The 19753-nt window shown below is 36.2% G+C and carries 19 protein-coding genes and 1 riboswitch; of the genes, 4 read left to right on the top strand and 15 right to left on the bottom strand.

The window, feature by feature from the left end:
* Nucleotides 1-418 precede the first annotated feature (418 nt).
* Nucleotides 419-1081: a hypothetical protein gene (locus NSQ92_RS01535; RefSeq protein WP_341152297.1), complete on the top strand. Its 663-nt coding sequence runs from the start codon at nucleotides 419-421 to the stop codon at nucleotides 1079-1081.
* Here the strand turns inward: NSQ92_RS01535 and NSQ92_RS01530 are convergent.
* The 7 genes from NSQ92_RS01530 to NSQ92_RS01500 form a co-directional block, all read right to left on the bottom strand.
* On the bottom strand, nucleotides 982-1503 hold the full coding sequence (locus NSQ92_RS01530; RefSeq protein WP_047944652.1) for an acyl-CoA thioesterase: 522 nt from the start codon (nucleotides 1501-1503) through the stop codon (nucleotides 982-984). The genes NSQ92_RS01535 and NSQ92_RS01530 overlap by 100 nt on opposite strands.
* Nucleotides 1504-1524: 21 nt before the next feature.
* Nucleotides 1525-3009 carry a HAMP domain-containing sensor histidine kinase gene (locus NSQ92_RS01525; protein ID WP_176473301.1) on the bottom strand — a complete coding sequence of 495 codons (1485 nt, stop codon included), beginning with the start codon at nucleotides 3007-3009 and terminating at the stop codon, nucleotides 1525-1527.
* Complete coding sequence (locus NSQ92_RS01520; protein ID WP_047944654.1) at nucleotides 2948-3637, bottom strand: response regulator transcription factor; 690 nt, start codon at nucleotides 3635-3637, stop codon at nucleotides 2948-2950. The genes NSQ92_RS01525 and NSQ92_RS01520 overlap by 62 nt, the downstream gene beginning before the upstream one ends.
* 102 nt (nucleotides 3638-3739) lie before the next feature.
* Nucleotides 3740-4918, bottom strand: coding sequence for an ABC transporter permease (locus tag NSQ92_RS01515; protein ID WP_336044959.1), 1179 nt, complete (start codon nucleotides 4916-4918; stop codon nucleotides 3740-3742).
* Nucleotides 4915-5616: an ABC transporter ATP-binding protein gene (locus NSQ92_RS01510; protein ID WP_047944656.1), complete on the bottom strand. Its 702-nt coding sequence runs from the start codon at nucleotides 5614-5616 to the stop codon at nucleotides 4915-4917. The genes NSQ92_RS01515 and NSQ92_RS01510 overlap by 4 nt, the downstream gene beginning before the upstream one ends.
* Nucleotides 5613-6623: an efflux RND transporter periplasmic adaptor subunit gene (locus NSQ92_RS01505; protein ID WP_336044960.1), complete on the bottom strand. Its 1011-nt coding sequence runs from the start codon at nucleotides 6621-6623 to the stop codon at nucleotides 5613-5615. The genes NSQ92_RS01510 and NSQ92_RS01505 overlap by 4 nt, the downstream gene beginning before the upstream one ends.
* A 215-nt stretch (nucleotides 6624-6838) precedes the next feature.
* Complete coding sequence (locus tag NSQ92_RS01500) at nucleotides 6839-7387, bottom strand: SF0329 family protein (RefSeq protein WP_144580307.1); 549 nt, start codon at nucleotides 7385-7387, stop codon at nucleotides 6839-6841.
* Between the two features lie 277 nt (nucleotides 7388-7664).
* Nucleotides 7665-7709, top strand: a riboswitch (PreQ1 riboswitch).
* 6 nt (nucleotides 7710-7715) lie between these two features.
* On the opposite strand from NSQ92_RS01500, the gene NSQ92_RS01495 reads away from it, so the two are divergent.
* Nucleotides 7716-8204 (top strand): QueT transporter family protein, encoded by a 489-nt coding sequence (locus tag NSQ92_RS01495; RefSeq protein WP_341152296.1) that lies wholly within the window; start codon nucleotides 7716-7718, stop codon nucleotides 8202-8204.
* A gap of 850 nt (nucleotides 8205-9054) precedes the next feature.
* Here the strand turns inward: NSQ92_RS01495 and NSQ92_RS01490 are convergent.
* The 3 genes from NSQ92_RS01490 to NSQ92_RS01480 all read right to left on the bottom strand — a co-directional run bounded on the left by NSQ92_RS01490 (nucleotide 9055) and on the right by NSQ92_RS01480 (nucleotide 11133).
* The gene (locus NSQ92_RS01490; RefSeq protein WP_341152295.1) at nucleotides 9055-9678 is read right to left on the bottom strand and encodes a DUF2306 domain-containing protein; all 624 of its coding nucleotides are present in this window, start codon (nucleotides 9676-9678) and stop codon (nucleotides 9055-9057) included.
* 43 nt (nucleotides 9679-9721) lie between these two features.
* Nucleotides 9722-9940 carry a hypothetical protein gene (locus NSQ92_RS01485; protein ID WP_235850136.1) on the bottom strand — a complete coding sequence of 73 codons (219 nt, stop codon included), beginning with the start codon at nucleotides 9938-9940 and terminating at the stop codon, nucleotides 9722-9724.
* A gap of 188 nt (nucleotides 9941-10128) precedes the next feature.
* Nucleotides 10129-11133 (bottom strand): DJ-1/PfpI family protein, encoded by a 1005-nt coding sequence (locus tag NSQ92_RS01480; protein WP_341152294.1) that lies wholly within the window; start codon nucleotides 11131-11133, stop codon nucleotides 10129-10131.
* Between the two features lie 205 nt (nucleotides 11134-11338).
* Between NSQ92_RS01480 and NSQ92_RS01475 the strand changes: the two genes are divergently transcribed.
* Nucleotides 11339-12025, top strand: coding sequence for a response regulator transcription factor (locus tag NSQ92_RS01475; protein ID WP_095259215.1), 687 nt, complete (start codon nucleotides 11339-11341; stop codon nucleotides 12023-12025).
* 1 nt (nucleotide 12026) lies between these two features.
* Nucleotides 12027-13112, top strand: coding sequence for a sensor histidine kinase (locus NSQ92_RS01470; protein WP_144580299.1), 1086 nt, complete (start codon nucleotides 12027-12029; stop codon nucleotides 13110-13112).
* Between the two features lie 710 nt (nucleotides 13113-13822).
* Here NSQ92_RS01470 and NSQ92_RS01465 read toward each other — a convergent pair.
* The 5 genes from NSQ92_RS01465 to NSQ92_RS01445 all read right to left on the bottom strand — a co-directional run bounded on the left by NSQ92_RS01465 (nucleotide 13823) and on the right by NSQ92_RS01445 (nucleotide 19734).
* A complete protein-coding gene (locus NSQ92_RS01465; RefSeq protein ID WP_341152293.1) occupies nucleotides 13823-14959 on the bottom strand; it encodes a toxic anion resistance protein in 1137 nt (378 codons plus the stop codon).
* The gene (locus NSQ92_RS01460; RefSeq protein ID WP_047944660.1) at nucleotides 14956-15612 is read right to left on the bottom strand and encodes a 5-bromo-4-chloroindolyl phosphate hydrolysis family protein; all 657 of its coding nucleotides are present in this window, start codon (nucleotides 15610-15612) and stop codon (nucleotides 14956-14958) included. The genes NSQ92_RS01465 and NSQ92_RS01460 overlap by 4 nt, the downstream gene beginning before the upstream one ends.
* A gap of 346 nt (nucleotides 15613-15958) precedes the next feature.
* On the bottom strand, nucleotides 15959-17191 hold the full coding sequence (locus NSQ92_RS01455) for an L-lactate MFS transporter (protein WP_095259212.1): 1233 nt from the start codon (nucleotides 17189-17191) through the stop codon (nucleotides 15959-15961).
* A 150-nt stretch (nucleotides 17192-17341) separates the two neighbouring features.
* A complete protein-coding gene (locus NSQ92_RS01450; RefSeq protein WP_047944662.1) occupies nucleotides 17342-18070 on the bottom strand; it encodes a LytR/AlgR family response regulator transcription factor in 729 nt (242 codons plus the stop codon).
* Nucleotides 18067-19734, bottom strand: a complete 1668-nt coding sequence (locus tag NSQ92_RS01445) for a sensor histidine kinase (RefSeq protein ID WP_095323078.1) — start codon at nucleotides 19732-19734, stop codon at nucleotides 18067-18069. Before NSQ92_RS01445 ends, NSQ92_RS01450 begins: the two co-directional genes overlap by 4 nt.
* Between the last annotated feature and the right edge of the window lie 19 nt (nucleotides 19735-19753).

The raw sequence follows: 19753 nt of genomic DNA, 5'->3' as shown, positions 1-19753 counted from the left end.
ACAGGATATTTTCCCAATTGCTCCTGTTCCATGTTTGGATTATAATCTTCTTCTAGACAAGTGTCTTTTATATTGTCAGAAAATTTAACAGTATATTTTCTAAAAAGTTAATATATTCTGACACTTTTCTTCGTACTTCGAAATGATTAGGAATGATTGGTTGTTCAGCATATTGGACATTTGTTGGGGGGAAATTTAATTTAGTTTGAGGATTGGATGAAAGAAAAGATAGCAATTGATTGGGCATTACTTTCTAATATGGGGAGGTTGAGTGGAGCTTATTCGCTTTGTGGGTGTGGTGGAAACGGGGTAGTTTCGTTGTCAAATTGTCTATTTTATCGTTGTTTTAGTGATTTTTTAGCATTTTTTCTGAGATTAATAGAATTCTACACTCAAATTGAATGTAGAGGGTCTGAGTTTGGCTGATATCAGCCAAACTTTTCGACTTATCAGCCAAACTCTACGATTTATCAGCCAAACTTTACTACTTATCAGCCAAACTTACCATTTATCAGCCATACTCTACTACTTATCAGCCAAACTTACCATTTATCAGCCATACTCTACTACTTATCAGCCAAACTTACAACTTATCAGCCAAACTCTACGGCTTATCAGCCAAACTTACGATTTATCAGCCAAACTTACAACTTATCAGCCAAACTCTACGGCTTATCAGCCAAACTTACGATTTATCAGCCAAACTCTACGGCTTATCAGCCAAACTTACCATTTATCAGCCAAACTTACGACTTATCAGCCAAACTTACGACTTATCAGCCAAACTTATGACTTATCAGCCAAACTTACCATTTATCAGCCAAACTTTACTACTTATCAGCCAAACCCTACTACTTATCAGCCAAACTTTACTACTTATCAGCCAAACTCTACGGCTTATCAGCCATACTTACGATTTATCAGCCAAACTCTTCGACTTATCAGCCAAACTTACCATTTATCAGCCAAAACAGGGTCAACTTATCCCCAAGGCATATCTGTACTAATAACACTTGCAAATGCTTTACTATGCTCTCTTCTATCTTTACGGATTTTTACGCGTTGTTCTGCTGTGTTATAAAGCATAGTTTCTTCCTCGGACTGGGGGATTACTTTAGGAACCCGTCTTGGCTTGCCGTTCTCATCTAATGCAACAAAGGTTAAAAAAGACGTAGCAGCAAGCTTTCTTTCCCCTGTTTTTAAATTTTCTGCTATTACCTTCACAAAAACTTCCATCGATGATTTTCCTGTATGTGTAACATAGGATTCTAGACATACGGAATCTGTCGGGCGAATAGGAAACAGGAAATCAACGGAGTCCGTTGAGGCTGTGACTACATCGCTTCTTGAATGTCTCGATGCAGAAATAGAGGCCACATCATCTATATAACTCATCAGTTTCCCACCAAATAAGGAATTATGATTATTTGTATCAATTGGGAATATTCGGCTTGTTTTTACTACTAATGATTCCTTGCAATATTTTTCTTCTTGAACTGTCATTCCGAACAGCCCCCTTTTTTTTTAAGTAAGTATTGGAAATTGTAATAGAAATATTGTAGATCTACCATCTGAATTTTGTAAAGATAAATGTCCTCCCTGTGCTTTTGCGAGGAGAAGACTATATGGCAATCCTAAGCCGAGCCCACGCTCGATATCTTTCTTATTTTTCCCTCGATAAAATCGTTCAAAAATATAAGCCTGTTCTTCTTCTGGTATGCCATAGCCATTATCTTCTACTAAAATTTTGATGTTCTGATTATCATGTGTTAAACGGATTGTTATTTTTCCACCCTGCTTCCCCTTGATAGCATGTAAGCTATTATTTAATAAATTTACGATAATTTGTTGAAAACGAACACTATCAAGCATGGTGAAAATCGGCTTTTCTGGATTTATAAAGGTAAGTTTCGCAGAGGACAAAGAGTCCGTATGGACAATTTCCCATTGATAAATAATTTCTTTTAAAGTCGCCTGTACATTCAGCTTTTCCTTATTCACTTTAATTGAACCAGCACTAAAGCTATTAAAATCTAGTAAATCCTCTACCATGCTTTGCAGTCTGCCAGCTTCCTTTAAACTCATCGATAAAAATTGGCTTTTCTTCTTTTCTGGAATGACATTGTCATTGACAGCTTGAATTAAAGCACTGATAGAGGTGATCGGTGTTTTTAATTCATGGGTAACTCCTGCGAGCAATTGTGTCCGTAAACTTTCCAATGCATAGAGCCGCTTAGTCATTTCGTTAAAAGACAGCATCAATTGGTGTAACTCTTTTTCCTGCACTTCTTCATTTAATGTAATATGATAGTTACCATTCATTAATTGTTGAGCAGCGTTGGCAACCTCTTCAACCGGCTTTGCCATCTTTTTAGATAAAGAATAAATAACGAACCAGCCTAGCAGCGCCAAACTAAGAAGCAATAATCCCAGTAATTGATATTCTTCTTTATTTAAATGCTGTAGCTGATTATGCGGCTGAATAATATAGACTGAACCTGTTGGCGTCCCATCCTTAATAATAGGTGCTATGACAACGGATGCTTTTTGATTATTCCAGAGTGTGACCTTTTTAATCGTTAATTCACTGACTAAGGGCAAAGACTCAATTAGCTGCTGTTTTTCGCGAGAGTCTGGTGGGAAGTTCTGATTCATAGAGCGTATATTACCGGCAGCATCTTTTAGAAAAACATCTAGTGGCTGCCCTTCATTGATAAACTTCTGTCTATCCTGCAAAAATGGCAGACGAATATCCTTCAATCTGCCTTCTCCCATTTCATTAGCATGCTCCGCTATTTCCTGGGCAACTAATTTTGTTAATTCTAAGCGATTTTCCAAAGCATTATGGCGAATCCACAAAATTGAAATAATCCCGATAATCAAAAGACCTCCACATAATGTCAGCAAATATCTTTTTGTCCAATAATATAGAAGAGGCGTTTTTTCTTTATTGTTTTTCCTGAATATAAAATTGATAGCCCAATCCGCGTAATGTTTTAATTTCGCCATCTTTTGGATCCCACCCATTTAATAATTTCCTTATTCTTTTAATCGCTAGATCAACCGCCCGATCACTTCCATCATAGTCATTTCCCCATACATGATCCAGAAGCTGATCCCTTGTAAATGTTTGATTTGGATTGCTTGCTAAAAAGAGAAAGACAGAAAGATCTCGCGGAGTGAAGGGAACCTCAATTCCATTAAGAAAAACTTGATGGGAGACATAATTTATTTTTAAATCGCCATAGTATTTCACTCTCTCATCTTCTTGATAATGGGAGGATCTTCTTAGTACCGCTTGGACACGGGCGATGACTTCCTCCCCTACAAACGGCTTGGTAATATAATCATCCGCTCCATTTTCAAACCCTTTTAGTTTTTGCTCTGTATCTGATAAAGCTGTAAGCATAATAACAGGACATGCCGATTTCTTACGAATAAACGAAAGAACGCTCCAGCCATCTACATATGGCATCATAATATCTAATAGAATAAGGGCAGGAGTTTCTTCCTCTAGCTTCTGTAAAGCCTCTTCTCCATTATAAGCATAATCTACATCATAGCCTGCATTTTCTAAATATGCTCCTAAAACCATAGAAATTGCTAGTTCATCTTCCACAATTAGAATCTTTTTCATCATCTTTTCCTTATGCTTTATTTTTTACTAATGAAATCCATTATACCGATAATTATCAGGAGAAAAAATAGATCAGCCTTCTATCCAGCTGATCTACTCCTCTTATTGATATCTTAATGCTTCAAGGGGACTTAAGTTAGATGCTTTGTTTGCTGGAAAAATCCCAAAGATAATGCCAATTAATACAGAGAAACTAACGGAACCACCGACGATCCACCAAGTAATCTGGGAAGTCATCTCTAATGTGCTCGACAATATGTCTGCACTAGCGATTCCAATAGCTGCTCCTAAAATTCCGCCTAATGCACTAAGTACAATGGCTTCAATTAAAAATTGGAGCATGATATCTTTTTTCCGAGCACCTATCGCTTTTCTAATCCCAATTTCCCTTGTTCTTTCTGTAACCGAAACAAGCATGATATTCATAATTCCGATTCCACCAACGATTAAGGAAATGCTGGCTATGCCGGCTAATAACAATGTCATCGTATTGGAAACCGAATCGAGAGCCTCCGATACAGATGATTGATTTCGCACAGAATAAGAAGTTTCATCTCCATCAAACTGATTGTATAATTCTTGCTTCATTTTTGCCATTCCCATTTCAACTGAATCCTCATCCGTCATAAGCACTGTTGCTGAAGTTACATAGGTTTGACCGATAAAGCGTTGTGCTGTTGTAAATGGAATGAGAACAGAATCATCTACAGATCCAGTTAACTCTTCCCCTTTTTCAGCAAGTACTCCGATTACTTTAAATGTTGTTCCATCAATTTGAACGGTTTTATCGACTGGATTTGTAAATCCAAATAACTCGGATGCTATATTATATCCCAGCACCACTACTTTATTGCGATTATCCAAGTCAATGTCCATGACATTTCTTCCGGACTGTAAAGTAATATCCTGTACCTCTTCATAAGAAGTAGTAACACCTGTAACAGTAACTCCAGAGCTTGATGTCGTTCCATTTTTAAGCGTACTAGATGTTGTCACTGTTGGTGAAACAGCCTTTACTTCGTCAAATTCCGCAAATGCCATTAGTTCATCATAATCAACAACCTCTTCCTCACTAGAGTTTCCCGATAAATTCACAGAAACTGTTGTCGTTCCTAAGCCGGCAATGTCATCGGAAACAGAATTGGAGGCTCCCATTCCTAATGAGGTTAAAGCAATAACCGCTGCCACACCAATGATAATACCCAGCATGGTAAGCACTGCTCTTAATTTATTCATTGCTATATTTTTAAAAGCTATCTTGATTGCTTGTCCTAATTTCAAGAGACAACTACCTCCTTTGTCTCTGCTAGGCGACCATCTTGAATGCGAATAACTCGCTTAGCCTGTTTAGCGATTTGTAAATCATGGGTGATTAAAATTATGGTATGTCCTTGTCTATTTAGGTCTTTCATTAAATTCATTACCTCGACTCCTGTCTTACTGTCTAACGCTCCAGTCGGCTCGTCAGCAAGCAGGATTGGCGGATTCCCCGCAAGAGCTCGGGCAATGGCCACGCGCTGTTGCTGTCCACCAGATAATTCTGTTGGTTTATGTCCCGCTCTTTCCAGTAATCCTACTTTTTTCAATGCCTGCATGGCAATTTCTTTTCTTTCCTTACTTCCGATTCCTCGATAAACCAAGGGCAGCTCCACATTTTCAAAGGCAGACTGTTTTGTTAGCAGGTTAAAGGATTGAAAAATAAAGCCAATCTTATGATTTCTCACTTCTGCTAACTGTTTGCTTTTTAACGAAAAAACATTTTGTCCGTCCAAATAATATTCACCAGAATCAGGGGTATCCAAGCAACCGATCATATTCATTAACGTTGATTTACCTGAACCAGACGGCCCAATGATAGCAATAAAATCTCCTTTATTGACTGTAAAGCTTACATTATCCAATGCCGTTACTGTCTCTCCTCCAAGTGTATATTCCTTTTTGACATTCTTTATTTCGACAATTGCGTGCTGTTCTATCATTCATTTCTACCTCCAAACCCACCGGCAGGCATTCCTCCGCCTTGGCCTCCTCCAGGCATTTGCCCTCTACCTTCACCATTTGGCATTTGGCCTCCACCTGGGAACATTCCTTGTGCTTCACTATCACTTGATGACTCAAATGTTGGCAGTACTACCGTTGTACCTTCCTCTAAACCACTTTTAATCTCCGCAACTTCAGTATTTTGTAATCCTACTTCCACCGTTTGTTTTGTTGAGGCAGTTTCCTTTGTGCCATCTTCATTAGTAGTTGTTCCATTTGCTACTAGAACATAATATTCATCATTTTCCTTTTGTACAGCTTCTACAGGAACCGTCACGACATCTTCCGCTTTATCCGTTGTGATAGTAGCTTCTGCTGTCATCCCAACCAGCAATCCACTTGGCTTAGTTATTTTCACCGCAACCGCATATTTTGCGACACTAGTACTGTCACTGTTTGCTTCTTTTGCTACACTCGTAACTTTTCCAGTAAACTCTTTATCTTCCAGTGCACTCACTTTTACATTAACAGCTTGTCCAGCCTTTACTTTCGAAATATCTAATTCATCTACGTTTACTACCATTTCTAGATTGTCATAATCTGTAACGGTAACGATTTCTGTTCCCATTGATACATTGCCATCTTCCTCTACATTTAGGGCTGTGATTTCACCAGAAAAAGTTGCAACAATTGGGTCGAGCGTATCATTCTCGAACGTTACTAGCTCATCGCCTTCTTCCACCTTATCCCCTGCTTCGACTAACACCTCGTCTACCGTTGCATTCCCTTCAGCAGTGAAAGTCTCTTTATTGATAGCTGCAATGCTTCCGGTACCACTTACCTCTATTTCAACATCACCAGCTTCTGCTGTTGCTGTCTGCGTTCTAGCCTGTGCTCTTACTTCGGTTTGATTATCATTGCTAAAATAATAATAAGAGCCAATCCCCGTCCCTATTACCAAAACTGTTACTCCACTAATAATCCACTTCTTTATACTTTTCTTCATTTTTTGCTTCAACCTCTTTCTATTCTATTTTAATGAATTTACTTGATTCATTGTCTTGCTGTTTACAAGTAATAGAATAAAAGAGTTATGTGTCAGGAAGAAGTCAGGGAGAAATTTTTTTATAGATTTTACAATTTTGTTTTGGGGGGGCAGGGGATTCGGCTCTGTTGCTTTTCTGCTTGTTTGTGGGAATAGAGGCGGATTCTCTGTTCCTATTAGTCTCTTGCATATAAATATTTTTTCTTCAGCCCCTCTGCTTCATATCTTAGTTGAAAGAAATATTGTACAATGTCTTTTTCCTCATGTATCGATTCTTTTATTTTTTGCAGTGTTCTTTTTCCGACTCTTCTATCTATTAAGGAAAGAATTTTAATTACCATATTATCTGACTTTAAAGCTAGTTCTATTGGCAATCGGAGAAATTCCTCAACAGCATCGAAGAAATCATATTGAGCAAAAATCCCTTCCGCCATAACTAGTTCCGCTGCTTGTCTTTGAATATCTCTATTTTGCTCATAGTTATCAACATCATATCTAATATTTTGGGTATTTCTAATTTCATCTTCTTTTTTAACAACTGCCTTTTCTGCTATGATACTGCACATGTTTAAAACCTCTTTATTATCGACAATTATAAAAGCTCTTCCTGTTTGATCATGAGTTCGACGGTAATTTGTTAAATAAAAATCAACTCTATTTTTTAGACAATGGCAAATATAACTTTCTAATTTCTTCTTTACTTTACTCCACTGTTTGTTATGCAATCTTTATCCCACCTTTGGTCATTAAAAAAGAGCATATCGCATCTTATCTCCAAAATTAAAATTGCTACATTTAGCTGGCTACCATCCGCTATTCTTACGTACCATTTATATAACTATATCAGTCTAATAAAAGGTAACTTAATCTTAATTATACAATAACTTACAATTTCTTCTTTACTTCTTCTTTAACACCTGACCTTATCTCATCACGGGATAAAATTCCATTGACGAACATAGACCTCCTATTATATGATAACTTATTGTGTGAAAGTTATTGGATAACGTGGTTCGAGACCATCCCACGTAAAAAAACTAAGGGAGAGAAAAAATGAAAACAAAAACACTTGCGATGAACGGTTTAGTGGCTGCATTGTATGTCGCTGTTACGATTGCGATTGCGCCGATTGCTTTTGGCAGCATTCAATATCGTGTTTCGGAATTATTTAATCATCTTGTTGTATTTAACAAAAAATATATTTATGGAATTGTAGTAGGAGTATTTTTAGCAAACTTATTCCTTTCAACTATTAAGTTATATGATTTAACTTTCGGAGTTGCTCATTCTATTATTTGCTTGTTAATCACAATTGGTATAAACAAGTTTGTTAAGAGTTATCTTCTACGAATGATTATTAACACTCTTGTATTTACTTTTAATATGTTTATTATTGCCTATCAATTGCATCTTGCACTTGGGTTCCCTTTCTTAATCACTTGGGGAACAACAGCTATTGGTGAATTTGTTGTCATGGCAATCGGTATACCTATTATGCATTTCTTAAATAAACGTATTTCCTTTGGGAAGTTAATGGATTAACTAAAAGAGATCAAAATAATCTTGCTCCTTAAGATTATTTTGACCTTTTTTCGTTTTATCACTTTTATTCTATATGAAATATAATCCAATCATTCTTTGTTTATTTTCTTAATCAATTATCCGTTAACTAGAATTTATATTTCAACTATTAATTCCGATAAACTTCCAACTTTGACCCCATTAACTTCTTTACCTTCAACCATTAATTCAACTATTATCTCTGAAGGCTTTTCCATAGTATAACCTTGTTCCATAAAATAGGAATATCACATTCCATTTCTGTATTTTTATACTTAAATAAATAACAAGCAAGGGCACCATTGGATTTACTAGTAGCAGACTCTTCATTTATACCTTATAAAGGAGGCAAAGTTCCGCAGTAAGTATGAGAACCAAACAGAGTTTCAAGTGTGAAAATATCTAAATGAAAATTTAGAAAGCGCCTATTATCAGCCACTGAGACATCAAAAATTACAAAGAATAAATGTTCATTTATAGAAAAATTAATAATTTAATTTCCCTGTAAAATATATATCTTTATTAAGAATACTAGAAGTATCATAAAGTTTGTTTTTTTCACTAAATCTTGTTTTTTACTTGAACAATATATAAAAAGACAATTTAAACGGAGGATTTCACACAAAAAAACATATGATTCTGAAGTATCTCTTGTATTAAAATTTGAACCGGCTAACAAGTTTTTAAGAATTACTAAAGAGGTCAACTACTATTGACGACCTCTTTAGTAATATAAGATCCTTTTGCGGAATTAGAGAAAAAACTATATGAGGACTGCATATGCCAGTTTTGAATTAAAATGATGCAGTTTAGCATATGATTTTTTTTACAATCAATTCTTTCCATTAAGTATATTTTTTTTAATTGTTATCTCTGCAATTAAAAGATTAAGAATCCAACATAACCAGACTGATATCGTATAGGCATTTCCATAGGAAATATTCAATGCATTATGAGTAATGGCTACGATTATATAAATAGTCATATTCGCAAAGGAAAGAAAAAAACTTCGCATGATCCATTGACTGTGTAGGATTACTTTTTTTCTCTTGATATACCAAAACCCTAGTATAGTTGTACTGAGCCATAATGTATTTAAAATTAGAAACCCGATTGTACTTAGCCATCCCCCTGTTGCAAAGAAAGAGACATAAACTCCGGGAATAAAATTTAAAATGATAGACAGGACATATAATCGTCCATTCCAACGGTGAAACTTGATAGACTTTATGCGTATTCTTTTTATCACACCTAATGGGCCAGTGAACAGTGCAATAATAGCCAGCAAAATATGAATACGAATCATTACTATCCATAGGGATTTATTTGTCAGAATAAGATCCTTTCTAGAAATAAATTTTTCAAAAGTAGGATCAACCATAAAATTCTTAGACAATGTATGAAGTATCCATAGGCTTGGGATGATTAAAATGGCTATTCGAATGAATCTTTTCATTAGCTCTTCCTCCATTGCTGTTTAGGAAATAAACTGCGATTAGTCATAATAAAAACAGCGACCATGATGAATAGGAAGGTAATCCAGCTATACCATTTATCTTTGAGACATTTTCTATTAATTTCTTCTCAAGGTACTTTGAAAGAATAATCTTTTTCAGTTTTCTATGTATCATTGCAATCGCGCCGCCAATCAGGACAAGCAGCACGATTGCAATCCCTGCCCATAAGATTGAAGGATAAGATGAATAACCAAAGGTCATTCATCCTCCTGAAATTATCAAAAGAACTAATGCATAATGACTTTTCGTATAAAGTTCAAAGTCGTTTTAAGGACTGTTTTTTATTCATAGCCCGTACGAGAAAAATTTATATGAATGATAAAAGGTAAAGTAAGGAAGCTTCCTAACAAGAATAAATACAAGGAATAAATACATAGTTATATTTCCTTTTAATCAAGACGATGTCCAATTACTTTTGAAGAGGGAAGCATACCAGCCTTCGCCTCACCCACCATTTGGTTTCCATCTATTGAAACAATAAACTTTAAAGTAAGGTTCATAGGTTTCGCTACTTTCATTGACCACTTTAACTGATTTCCTACAAGAAAAGGGTTGTCTAAAGGGACAATCTCTTTTCCTTGCTTTGCAGTTCCGACTATTTGTCCATCATTAGTAGATATATCTATTAATACAGGAAGCTTTCCTATAGGGGTGGAAATGATGGTATCCCATTTTCCTGGAAAATTCCATATTTCATAAGATTGAATAGTGGAAGATTTTCTTGTTTCTTCATCTTGATTTTCATGCTTACTTACATTAGGGACATTTCCTTTAGCTTTCCAAACAGTCCCTCTTCGTTCGTATTCAAATAATTGCTCAACAGCATGTGCAATTTGGGAGCCTAACTCTTGTTCAACTAGGTAAAGGGCAACATCTAATCCAGATGTAACACCACCCCCAGTGATGAGATTACTATCATCAACGACTCGTGCATGAACTGGAATAGCACCTGTGGCACTTAAAAGTTCCATTCCCATATGATGGGTAACGGCATGCCGTCCCTCTAATAAACCACTCATAGCTAATAGGCAAGAGCCACCGCAAACTGTGGTTAGCAAAATATCTGGCTTCGTCATGGCTTCTTTTAATAAATGATTTAATTCCGTTTCCGTTGCTTGTTTTAACTTAAATGGCACCGAATCTGGTCCATTATCATGAACAGACCCAGATGCTCCAGGAATAAGAATGATTCCTTTATGGCTTAAATCAAGTTTATCACTGGCTTGAACTTGTAAATGATTTACGCCGCTTGTCACCAAACGCTCGCCTTCAGCAGATACAAGTTTAACAATTACTTCCTCGTTTGAGTACATTGCAGCAGCAGTAAACACTTCATAAGGTGCAATAGCGTCTAATAAATCAAATCCATCAAACAACACAATTTGGATATGCATACATATTTCCTCCGTTAAAAATAGAATTTAGACCGATAAGGAAAGAATATCCTTTGAATATCTCAAAAGATGGTATAAAACAATCACAAAATAATCACAATCCCCCACAAAACATTATTTTAAAAAGAAAAAATGATAAACTAGAATAGAATTTAATTGTGAGATTCGTTTTTAGATGGTGGTATATAAGGAGAGGTGGATTTTCGTGAAGGAAGTACATACGATTCTAGTTGTTGACGATGATAAAAGCATTGTCGATCTATTGAGGGATTTCTTAGAGAATGAAGGCTTTTATGTAAATACTGCTAATGACACTACTCAGGCACTTGTCCTACTGGAGCAAAATGTTATTGATTGCATTGTTCTTGATGTAATGATGCCCGGACAAAATGGTTTTGAGCTATGTCGGCAAATTCGTATGGAAAGCAACGTACCGATTCTTTTTTTGAGTGCTTTAAGTGATGATGTAGATAAGATTCGCGGCTTAGCACTTGGTGGAGACGATTATATAGTCAAAACTGCTTCTCCGGGTGAGATTGTTGCAAGAGTGAAGGCTGTATTAAGGCGCTCCAGTTCTCAGCAAGAATTGAAGAGAAAGGTCTTGGATTATGGAAGGCTTTTGTTGGATTTGTCAACAAGAGAAGTTTTTGTAGAAGGGCAGTCCATCTCACTAACACCAAAAGAGTATGATTTGCTGCAATTGTTTGCAGAACATCCGAAATTTGTATTTTCTTACGACCAATTACTTAAAAAATTTTGGGAGGGAATTGGTGATAAACATACAATTCGTGTACATTTAAGCCGACTACGGGAGAAAATTGAAGCTGATCCGAATGATCCGCAATTTATCGTCAACGTATGGGGTATTGGCTATCGTTTCAAAGGAGAGTAAAATGAAAAACATTCGTATTCGTAAGTTCACCATTCTCTGCTTATTTATTATCTTAATTTTCCCATGGATATTTTATGTGGGGGGGCATTTTCTTGAAACAAAATCGTTCAATCTTGGCATTCAAGCCAATTCAAAAATGACTCAAATTATTGCAATAATCACTGGTCTACTATTGGCCTTTTTAATTGTTGCCGATGCAATGCGGAGATATATTCTCATTCCTTTGGAGAAAATGAGCGTAAGTGTTAGACAGATTGCAGAAGGAGATTTGGATATCCAGTTACCTTCCTCAAAGATTTCAGAAATTGCTGAAGTCCATGACGGTTTTCATGTGATGGTAGATAGTTTGAAAAAATCATTTAAGAAACAGGTAGAATTAGAAAATGAACGAAGATTTGTGATTGCTGCTGTTGCGCATGATTTACAGACACCATTATTTGCCTTACGGGGCTATTTGGAAGGTTTAGAACAAGGTATTGCTGACTCCCCTGAAAAACAAGCAAAGTATCTGCAGGTTTGTAAGGAGAAGTCTGTACAATTGGACCGACTTGTTGAAGACCTTTTCACATTTACAAAGACAGAATTATTGGAGATAGAATTCAAGGAAAATATGGTAGACCTTTCAATTGTTATACAGAATTCGATTGACAACGTTAGCCAGCTAGCTAAACAGAAGCATATATCGATCATTATAAACCAATTTGGCGAAGAGTTTGTGGTTCTTGGTGATTCACACTTATTGGAGCGATCCATAAACAATTTATTGGATAATGCGGTCAGACATACACCTTGTCATGGGAAGATTTTTGTAGAGTGCTATAAGAGTGATAACAATGCGGCCTTTACTATTAAAGATACTGGTGAGGGTTTCTCTTCCGATGAGCTTCAACGAGTTTTTGAACCATTATATCGTGGGGAAGCATCGAGAAATCGTTTAACTGGGGGCATTGGGCTGGGAATGACGATTTCAAAGAGAATTATTACGCAACATAAAGGTAACCTTGTCGCAGGTAACCATTTAGACGGTGGTGCAATCCTAAGTGGCTGGATACCCTTGGCAAACAGTTCTTTCTATTCCAATACTTGAAAAGACTTATTTAGCAATCATTATTAACTGGATTCCTTTTCTCTAGATGCTCTTTCTAACAAATATTTTGGTTTACCATCAAACTAGCAGTAAACCGGATTATAAATAGTTATTAAAATATTCAACAAATGGGTGCGATAGTAGAATAAATAGCTAGAAATAATCAAACTTTCTTATAAAAAAATTTAACATAGGTTATTAAAAGAAAATCCATTTTGATCAATCTTTCTTCAAATTGGATTTTTTGTTTGCGTTGTTAAATAAGGAGTCAATAACATTTTTTAATCAAACATTATTTCAGAGCTACATGAAGTCTATTATCACTGGAATAGAGCCTACTTGGCTAACTCAAGAACAATGAATAGATGATCAGCTATCTCCAATAAATCAGTGACTATCTCATTGTCTAAGTTGTTGTTACCGACATCAGTAATCGTTACAAGTGCTGAGTTAGTGTGGAATAATTTTATATAATCCTTCAAAGTTCATCCCTGCTGGTTTCTCACTTAATAAAGTGGGATTACGACATATAAGTTCAACCTCGCTATGAATATGTATATATCCTTTTTCATTAACTTTCCTAGTCAGTTTACTACGCTTTTGGCAGAAGAAAAGACCAAATCTTATGCTATTTGGTCTACTTATTAGTTTTATATTTCATGTGGTTGGTCTCCATAAAAAAGGAACAAAATTCCGTATATCTAGTTTTTTTAATACCTACTGTCAACCGTATCTAACACTTGTTTTAAATTACCTTCTCTTTCCGTAATCTCTTGTTCTGCTTGATTACGTTTCTGTTTTCCTTCTTCTTGGATATGTAGTGTCTCTTCTAATGAGCTCATCAGTTTATGCTGTGTTTCTTTTAGCGAATCGATTTCGACCATTGCGGGACGGTTTTCCTGGGCAATTTGTGCCATCTCTTTTACGTTGGCATCCATTCTTCTTGTATTCAGTTTTGCTTGTGTTTCAATCGCATGACGCTGCCTTAAAAGCGTTAAAGCAATGGAAACTTGGTTTCTCCATAATGGGATTGATGTCATGATCGACGACTGGATTTTATCAATAACTGTACGGTTCGTATGTTGAATCAAACGGATTTGTGGAGCTGTTTGTATGGTAATTTCTCTGCTGACTTTTAAATCATAAATACGTTTTTCTAGTAATTCCGCAAAATGAATTAAATCATTTACCTCTTGCAGTTTCATTCGATCACCGGACTCTTCTGCAAGTTTTTTTTGCTCCGGAATAAGCTTTTTCGTCATTTCTTCGTATTTCATTTCTGCTGCAGCAATATATACATTTAAATCTTCAAAATAAGTTTTATTATGTTCATAAAGCTGTTCTAATAAATGAATATCTGCAGTCAATACGTTTTTACTGCGTTCGAGACGCACACTCATCCGATCTATTTGGGCACTTGCCTTTTGATAATTTGATAGAACTTCATGGACACTTTTGGAAGGCTTGCTAAATAATCGGCGGAAAAAGCCCTTCTTTTCTACTCGTAATTCATCAGGATTGATTTCATTTAATTTTTCCATTAAATCACTAACGATATCCCCGACTTCCCCAACATCTTTGCGCTGCACATGCTCAATCATTGTATGGGAAAAAGAAAGTAATTTTTTCTGCGCTGCTGCCCCGTAAGCAATCATCGTACGGTGATTGGTTGGATCTAGTTTATTGGCTAGTTCATATGCTCGTTTTTGATTTTCTGGAGATAAAACATCAATAAGGCGAACAGTTTCAGCTGTTTCGCCTTTTTGCATGAACAAATTATTGCTTTCTCCTAAAGGATCGGAGAAATAATCATCTGTAATGTTTTTCATTTGTCGTTCATCTGTCATTTAGTCCGCCTGCTTTCATCTAACAAATCAGTGTCCTTCTCCTTATTAGAAATATGCTTTACTACATCTAATTCAAAATGCAGATCATCAATATCATCTGATAGGATGCCATGAAGATCGTCTTCCAGCGTTCTAGAAAGCTGCTCTAATGTTCTTCTTGTATCATTTAAAGTTGCCTGCAGTGCTCTGTTTTTCTTCGGCTGGGCAGATAAAAGGGCATACTTTTCTGCGATTTCCACTAATGAATCTAAATGCGAATAATAGAATTTCTCTGCTTTATAGAAACGGCGCGGCTCTTCCTTTGTTAATCGGTAGATTTTCTTTGTTACTCTCATTAAATCGATTCTTTGCTTAAAAGAAGGAAAGTGACGGATAGCAAAAACATGTCGATTTAATCGACTAATTTTCTCATTCGCTTCCTTTAGCTGTGTTTGAATAAATTTATATTCTTTTCTTGATAAACCTTGCCTTACCATTAATTGATGTTTAATTACTCCATCTGTGATGAAATAAGAAACTCCCGTTGCCGCAGCTCCATATAGAACAGATAGGATAAAATATTGGTCAAATGCCACATAACTGATTAGCCATGTTAAAGCACCTACAGGAAAAGAAATGCCTGTTCGTACTAAAAACATTAAAAATGAGTTCACTATAATCGACTCCTGCCTTCGTATTCCTTTATTTTTTATACGTTTCATTTCAGCTTTTGTTTCAAAAATCGATGATTTATTTACTTCTATTTTAACGTAACCAAGTTCTTTCTTGCTATAGACCTTAAATGGAATCTTTTCTACGACTAAAGACGTATTTTGTTATGTGTCCTTACATTATGTGTATGTGGAAAAGCATAAAAAAATGATTTGATGCTTTTATTCTATCAAATCTAGGCTTATGTTTCATGTATTCTCTTTTATTGGATAGATGTGGAAACAACTATTTTACAGCAAAAAACCCGTAAATGGAATTTACCATTTACGGGGTCCTTTTCTTGCTATCTTATCCAAGGCGATTTGCAAGTCTAGGCTGCGGCTGTTTTGGTTCTTTTGGCTGCAGCTTCATATGTGGCGGCTTTATGATTAAAGTAATGATAAAGGAAACGACACATAAAACAGATATGACTGTAAAGGTTGCATGGAATCCTCCGAGTACTGCTGCAATCATCGATCCAGCCAAAGCTCCAAATCCAAAGCCTTGATAGATTACACCATAGTTTTTACTTTGATTTTTCAGTCCAAAGAAATCAGCGATAATAGCCGGATATACGGTGATAACGCCTCCGAAACAAAATGCAATTGCGGCTACACAAGCAAAGAATAATGGATAGCTTAATGGAACTACATTTAATACAGTGACCGCTGCCGCTGTTACGACTAATGTTCCAGATACTACTTTTATACGACCTACTTTGTCAGACAATGCTCCAAGAATAATACGACCGATTGTATTGAATATCGCTACTAAAGCAACGGCATTGGCAGCTGTCGCCACATCTAAATTCGCTAGACTGACACCAATATCTTTTACAATACCGATTAAGTATAATCCACTCATACATGCGGTAAAGAAAATAACAAAGAGTAAATATGCTTGCTTTGTTTTTAGCATTTCTTTCACTGTATAATTCTTTTGCTCTGGTGCTAAAGAAGTTGTAGTTGTTTCTACTTCCTGTGCTTCTTTTAAAAGGAATGATCCGCCGACAACCATTGCTAAAGCAATAATTCCCCAAATTAAGAAGGCTGTTGAAACACCATAAGCTGCGATTAAGCTTGTATTAATATATTTAAAAACTAAGCTGCCGGTTCCATATGCTCCTACAGAGATACCAGAAATTAATCCTTTTTTCTCAGGGAACCATTTAATTAAATTAGATAAAGACGTGATGTACGCAGTTCCGTCTGCAAAACCTACAAAAACACCTGCTACAAGATAAAGCATCCATAAAGAAGATACTTGTGAAGTAACCATTAATCCTCCACCTAGCATGATTCCAGCACAGGCAATTAAGCGGCGGAGTCCCCATTTATCTTGAATTTTCCCGGCAAAAAGGGTTGCGAAGGCAAGCGCAAAACTAGTAATGGAAAAAGTGATAGCCGTTGCGCTCAAATCCCATCCAAATTTATCAACAAGAGGTTGATTGAACAAGCTCCATGTGTATATTGTTCCTAATCCCATTTGCACAATAATGGTACCAATAACTATCAGCAAGCGATTGCCATTTCGTTCTTTCATTCCGATCTCCTCTTTCTACTCGGTTTATAAACAGTATTTTTTACTATAAAAGGTTGTTTATGCTTTCTTTTGATAGTTAAATTATACCGCCTGAAACATTTTTGAAACCGGTATCAGAATGAAATGCCCTTTATTCGGAATGAATGGTATTTATAGATGCATAATTTGTCGAAATGCTTTGGCTTTGCTTCTGCTAACAGGAATTTCCGCCTTAATATCCTTTAATCTCACCAGATACGTATGGTTAAACCATGGGACAATTTCATGGATTTTTGAAAGATTCACGGTGTAGGAGCGATGACAGCGGAAAAAGGTATCCTGCGGCAATTTATCATGAAAATCAGAGATACTCATTGGCATCATATATTCATCTGTCTTCGTATAAACTAATGTTACTTTTTCGCTCGCTTCTGCATAATAAATATCATTGACATCTGTCACAATGATATTTTCATTTTTACGCAAGTTTATCCGACGATTTATTTCTGTCGTAATTTCTTCTTCTCCACCGCTTGCTTTTTGGAAAGCTGCTTCTAATTTTGCCAGCATTGCGGCAATCCGCTTTTCTTCATACGGCTTAAGAATATAATCAAATGCCTCTAATTCAAATGCTTGTGCTGCATGCTCTTTATAAGCAGTTGTAAAAATGATATAAGGCTTTTTCGCAAATTTACTAATATTGCTTGCCAAAAGCATCCCATCTAAAGAAGGTATATTAATATCCAGGAAAATGGCATCCACTTCTTCTGCTTGCAAAAATTTAAGCACATCTAAGCCATCTTCAAAAGTGGCGACAATATCAATTTTGCTATGGGTTTGAATTAAATATTCTAACTCTTCTTTTGCTGGAATTTCATCCTCTACTATTATTGCCTTCATGCTATCTCCTTCGTTATGTCAAAATAAACTTCCGTACCTGGCTCTAATCTACGAATGTTTAAACCGGTTCCATACATTAATTTTACTCGTTGATGGACATTTGTTAAACCGATTTGTTTGGAGGATACCTCTTCTTTCGCTAAACGATCAATTACCTCCTGAGCAATCCCTTCTCCAGTATCTCGCACACTAACCCTTACTGTCTCTCCTAAATCTTTGACTGATATCGTTACAACTCCAGGACCTTTTCGCTTTAAAATTCCATGTACAACCGCATTTTCGACCAATGGCTGGATGAGAAGACTCGGAAGTTTAATATGTATATCATCTATCTCATAGTTCACTTGCAGGCGGTTCCCGAAACGAGCCTTTTCAATTTGAATATAGTCTCTTACTTGCTTAAGTGCGAGCTGGATATCAATAAGTTCTTCTCCAACCTCTAAGTTATAGCGCATATACCCCGATAAATTAATAATTAATTCTCGTGCTTTTTCAGGATCGCGACGGGTTGTGGATGCAATCGCGTTTAGCGCATTAAATAAGAAATGGGGATTAATTTTTGTTTGTAGTGCTTTCAGTTCGGCCTTATTTGCTTCCTCTTTCATTTGCTCCACTCGCGATACTTCCATAAGGGTTGAGATAATTTGCGCCAATCCAATTGCCATTGTTTGCAATGTATTGGTAATTGTATAAGCTTTTCGGTAGTAAATTTTTAGAGTACCGGTTACAATCCCTCTTTCCTCTAACGGAATAATTAATAAACAATGAATTTGCGGAGTATGATGATCGGCAATATTATTCCGAATCGTAATCTTGCCACTTCGAATGGTGTCTTTCGTTAAATCACTGATAATCTCTTGGCCGATCTTATATTTTTCCTCCCCAAACCCTACATATGCAAGAACATCTTTAGTATCCGTAATAGCTACTGCGTCTGCTTGAATATCTTCTTTTATAATGGTACAAATAGTTCGCAAAGAATTCCCATTAATAGAACGAAAATAAGGCAAGGTCTTATTCGCAATATTAAGGGCCAGCTGTGCCTGCTGTGCCGCGATTCTTTCCTTTTCTCCTTCTACGCTGGCAATCATCAAGACAATTAGCCCAATGCTCCCTTGTCCTAAAATCATCGGTAAAGCAATAATCGAAACAATATCTATTCCTAAGTCGAAAGGATCTGCCATAAATAATATCAAAATCATTGTTAGCATTTCACATAGCATTCCAGCAACTATTCCATAAATCCAGCGACTACTCTTTTTCACACGAAGGTGAATATAACCAGATACAATCCCTGCTAAAATACTTGTAATTAAACAAGGAATAGAGGTTACGCCACCAATGTCAATTAAATAACGATGTACGCCGGAAACAATTCCGGTCACAATTCCAACCCATGGGCCAAACAAGATACCACCTGACATAATGGCAATTGTGCGGATGTTGACAATCGAACCTTCTACTTGAATTCCCGAATAGGTTCCAAATAGAGCGAAGGCACAAAATATTAGTGTAATTAACGTCAGCTCTGTTGGCGAGTGATGATCCTTTTGCAAGGTCTCTTTAAACTTCGGTACTCTTGTCATAAAAAATAAAGTAATGAGTAAAAGGGCAGCTCGTTCAAATAATTGAATGAGCATTTGCAATTCTAGGGAAGAGTTCATTTTTCTTCCTCCTTGTGTT

It is taken from the genome of Niallia sp. FSL M8-0099 (assembly GCF_038006945.1).
GTDB classification, from domain to species: Bacteria; Bacillota; Bacilli; order Bacillales; family Cytobacillaceae; genus Niallia; species Niallia circulans.
Note: the sequence above shows the minus strand (reverse complement) of the source record. Positions and strands in the feature narration are given on the sequence as shown.

Coding starts and splice junctions, on each gene's coding strand:
- NSQ92_RS01495 (WP_341152296.1), top strand. CDS start 7,716: ATGAAAACAAAAACACTTGCGATGAACGGTTTAGTGGCTGCATTGTAT.
- NSQ92_RS01450 (WP_047944662.1), bottom strand. CDS start 18,070: ATGAAGGCAATAATAGTAGAGGATGAAATTCCAGCAAAAGAAGAGTTA.
- NSQ92_RS01445 (WP_095323078.1), bottom strand. CDS start 19,734: ATGAACTCTTCCCTAGAATTGCAAATGCTCATTCAATTATTTGAACGA.
- NSQ92_RS01530 (WP_047944652.1), bottom strand. CDS start 1,503: ATGACAGTTCAAGAAGAAAAATATTGCAAGGAATCATTAGTAGTAAAA.
- NSQ92_RS01455 (WP_095259212.1), bottom strand. CDS start 17,191: ATGAAAGAACGAAATGGCAATCGCTTGCTGATAGTTATTGGTACCATT.
- NSQ92_RS01510 (WP_047944656.1), bottom strand. CDS start 5,616: ATGATAGAACAGCACGCAATTGTCGAAATAAAGAATGTCAAAAAGGAA.
- NSQ92_RS01490 (WP_341152295.1), bottom strand. CDS start 9,678: ATGAAAAGATTCATTCGAATAGCCATTTTAATCATCCCAAGCCTATGG.
- NSQ92_RS01485 (WP_235850136.1), bottom strand. CDS start 9,940: ATGACCTTTGGTTATTCATCTTATCCTTCAATCTTATGGGCAGGGATT.
- NSQ92_RS01505 (WP_336044960.1), bottom strand. CDS start 6,623: ATGAAGAAAAGTATAAAGAAGTGGATTATTAGTGGAGTAACAGTTTTG.
- NSQ92_RS01520 (WP_047944654.1), bottom strand. CDS start 3,637: ATGAAAAAGATTCTAATTGTGGAAGATGAACTAGCAATTTCTATGGTT.
- NSQ92_RS01465 (WP_341152293.1), bottom strand. CDS start 14,959: ATGACAGATGAACGACAAATGAAAAACATTACAGATGATTATTTCTCC.
- NSQ92_RS01470 (WP_144580299.1), top strand. CDS start 12,027: ATGAAAAACATTCGTATTCGTAAGTTCACCATTCTCTGCTTATTTATT.
- NSQ92_RS01525 (WP_176473301.1), bottom strand. CDS start 3,009: ATGGCGAAATTAAAACATTACGCGGATTGGGCTATCAATTTTATATTC.
- NSQ92_RS01480 (WP_341152294.1), bottom strand. CDS start 11,133: ATGCATATCCAAATTGTGTTGTTTGATGGATTTGATTTATTAGACGCT.